The sequence below is a fragment of the Dokdonella immobilis genome (genome assembly GCF_900115085.1).
GTDB classification, from domain to species: Bacteria; Pseudomonadota; Gammaproteobacteria; order Xanthomonadales; family Rhodanobacteraceae; genus Dokdonella; species Dokdonella immobilis.
Genome location: NZ_FOVF01000067.1, coordinates 1 through 2,312, shown reverse-complemented (window position 1 = coordinate 2,312; position 2,312 = coordinate 1). Strand labels below are relative to the sequence as shown.

Sequence of the window (2,312 nt, the reverse complement as noted above, 5' to 3'; positions counted from 1 at the left end):
GTAAGCGCCTGCTCCCGACACGTTGCGCACCGGCATGACTCGGGTTACGCGGCAGGCTTCCAGCGATGTGGCAGCAGAGTGTCGATGTCGCGATCAAGGGTCGTAGGCAATCGCGTGAGCACGTCGGTGAGCCAGGCGAGTGGCTCGTGGCCGTTGGCCTTTGCGGTGGCCAGCAGGCTCATGATGGCCGCAGCGCGTTTGCCTGCGGTTTCGGAGCCGGCGAACAGCCAGTTCTTGCGGCCCAGTGCGATGGGTCGGATCGCATTCTCGATCGCATTGTTGTCGATCGGGTAGCTGCCGTCCTCGGCATAGCGCGCAAGGGCTGGCCAGCGACGCAAGGTGTAGTCGATGGCCTTGGCCGTGCCGCTGTTGCCCATGACGCTGGGGCGCAGTTCGTCCAGCCACGTCTTGAACGCATTCAGCGCCGACACGGCATGACGCTGTCGATGGGCGAGTCTTTCCTCGACCGTCATCGCCACCGCTTCAGCCTCAATGCGATACAACACGGCGATGCGCTCGATCGCCGCTTGGGCGATCTTGCTGCCGCTGGCCTTGTACTGGTCGACAAACTTGCGCCGCGCATGCGCCCAACAGGCGAGCTCGGTCACACCCGTGGCGAACAAGGCTTTGTAGCCACTGTAGTCGTCGACCATCAGCGCACCGCCGTAGTCGCCGAGGAAACGCTGGGCATGTTTGCCGCTACGGCTGATGCAGAAGTCGAAGGCAATGATCGGCGGTCCGATGCCGCTGCGGTACGCAAACAGATAACTGCGATGGGTCTTTCCCGTGCCCGGCTCGAGCATCGCCACCGGGGTTTCATCCGCGTGCAGGATCGTTTGTGCCAGCAGCGTATCTCGCAAGCGATTTACCAGCGGCTGCAGGGCCACGCCGCACGCACCGATCCACTCGCCCTGGGTTGAGCGTGGGATGGCCACGCCGCTGCGGGCGTAGATGGCTTCCTGCCGATACAGCGGCAGGTGATCGACATACTTGGCCACGATCACGTGCGCCAGCAGATCCGGCGCGGCGATGCCGCGGTCGATCACCGTCGGCGGCACGGGTACGGCGGTGATCGTTTCGCACGCGCGGCACGCGTACTGCGGATAGACATCGCGGCGCACAAAGAAGGTCAGCGGCCTGCACGAGAGCTTCTCGCTGACGTGGTCATCGATGTGGGTCAGTGCGCCCCCGCATTGGTCGCACGCGCAGCTGGACGGCTCATGCCGGGTCTCGACCCGCTCCAGATCATCGGGCAACGCACGCCGTTTAGGCGCGCGGCGCGGACGCGAGGGGTCGGCAGCTGGCGGCGATTGCAGCGCTTCCAGCTCGGCCTCCACAGCGGCGATATCCGCTGCCATGGTCTCCTCGAACAACTGGCGCTGGGCCGGATCCATCTTCTCCGAGCGTGCCGCGAACTGCAGCCGGCGCAGCCGCTTGATCTCCGCGTTGAGTTTGGCGATGTTGGCATCGCGCTCGGTGATGGTGCGCTCGTGGCGGGCGATGATCTGCAGCTGCTCGGCAACCAATGCGCGTAGCACTTTGACGTCGGTGATGGCGTTGAGCTGCGCGTGATCCATGGAACTCAGAGTAGCTATTTACACCCGAGGTGCCAAGCCTTTTTGCGCACTCAATCGACGCCAATCAACGCCGGCACATAACCACGCAAACTGCTCCGCCTGCAGCGACCACGTGCGCGCCCCGGCGAGCGGCCAAATGAAACGACCCTGCTGCAACCGACGCACCGCCAGCCACGTACCCTGTGCATCGCAGCACAGCACCTTGATGCGCGTCGCGGCTCGGTTGCGAAAGACGTAGGCGCCACCGTCCAACGGATCACGATCCAGGTGCTCGCGCACATGCACCAGGAGCCGATCCATGCCGCAGCGCAGATCCATCGGTGCCGTAACCAGCCACCAGCCCGAAGGCATCAGCATGTCATCAACGCCTGCACCGTCGGCAGCCAGCGTGCCGCCGCCATACCGACGGGCACCTGTACCTGCAAGCCATTGGGCAAGTGCACCTCGATTGCCTCAATGACCGACTCCGGTTCGCCAACCAGGATGGGCACGACCGCGGGCGACGACGGCATCATTGGCTGCCTCCTCAGGATGCGCCGCCAATAGCCAAAACTTGGCAAACTCAAGGCGTGCCGACGGCAATACGCCGCCTGAGTCAGGCCACCGCTCTTCCATGCCGCCATGTGGCTCGACCAAAACTCCGAATTGCTGACCATCGCTGCGCTCCATTGAATACGGGCGCGCATCGAAGCAAATCGGAGCGATGACTTACAGGTGTCGTAGGCAGGCGCTTAC

3 protein-coding genes are annotated in these 2,312 nt (G+C 64.0%); all 3 read right to left on the bottom strand.

The annotated features are described in order from the left end of the window. Positions 1–44: 44 nt before the first annotated feature. Genes tnpC through tnpA form a run of 3 tightly spaced genes read right to left on the bottom strand, consistent with a single transcriptional unit; the run spans position 45 to position 2,263 of the window. A complete protein-coding gene (gene tnpC, locus BM125_RS19525) occupies positions 45–1,577 on the bottom strand; it encodes an IS66 family transposase (protein WP_092411120.1) in 1,533 nt (510 codons plus the stop codon). An 18-nt stretch (positions 1,578–1,595) separates the two neighbouring features. Beyond that, positions 1,596–1,934: an IS66 family insertion sequence element accessory protein TnpB gene (gene tnpB, locus BM125_RS19520; RefSeq protein ID WP_092411119.1), complete on the bottom strand. Its 339-nt coding sequence runs from the start codon at positions 1,932–1,934 to the stop codon at positions 1,596–1,598. After that, positions 1,928–2,263: an IS66 family insertion sequence element accessory protein TnpA gene (tnpA, locus tag BM125_RS20055; RefSeq protein ID WP_139225139.1), complete on the bottom strand. Its 336-nt coding sequence runs from the start codon at positions 2,261–2,263 to the stop codon at positions 1,928–1,930. Before tnpA ends, tnpB begins: the two co-directional genes overlap by 7 nt. Positions 2,264–2,312 lie beyond the last annotated feature (49 nt).

Excerpts from the sequence above, each read along its gene's own strand:
- tnpC (WP_092411120.1), bottom strand. The coding sequence starts at position 1,577 with ATGGATCACGCGCAGCTCAACGCCATCACCGACGTCAAAGTGCTACGC.
- tnpB (WP_092411119.1), bottom strand. The coding sequence starts at position 1,934 with ATGCTGATGCCTTCGGGCTGGTGGCTGGTTACGGCACCGATGGATCTG.
- tnpA (WP_139225139.1), bottom strand. The coding sequence starts at position 2,263 with ATGCGCGCCCGTATTCAATGGAGCGCAGCGATGGTCAGCAATTCGGAG.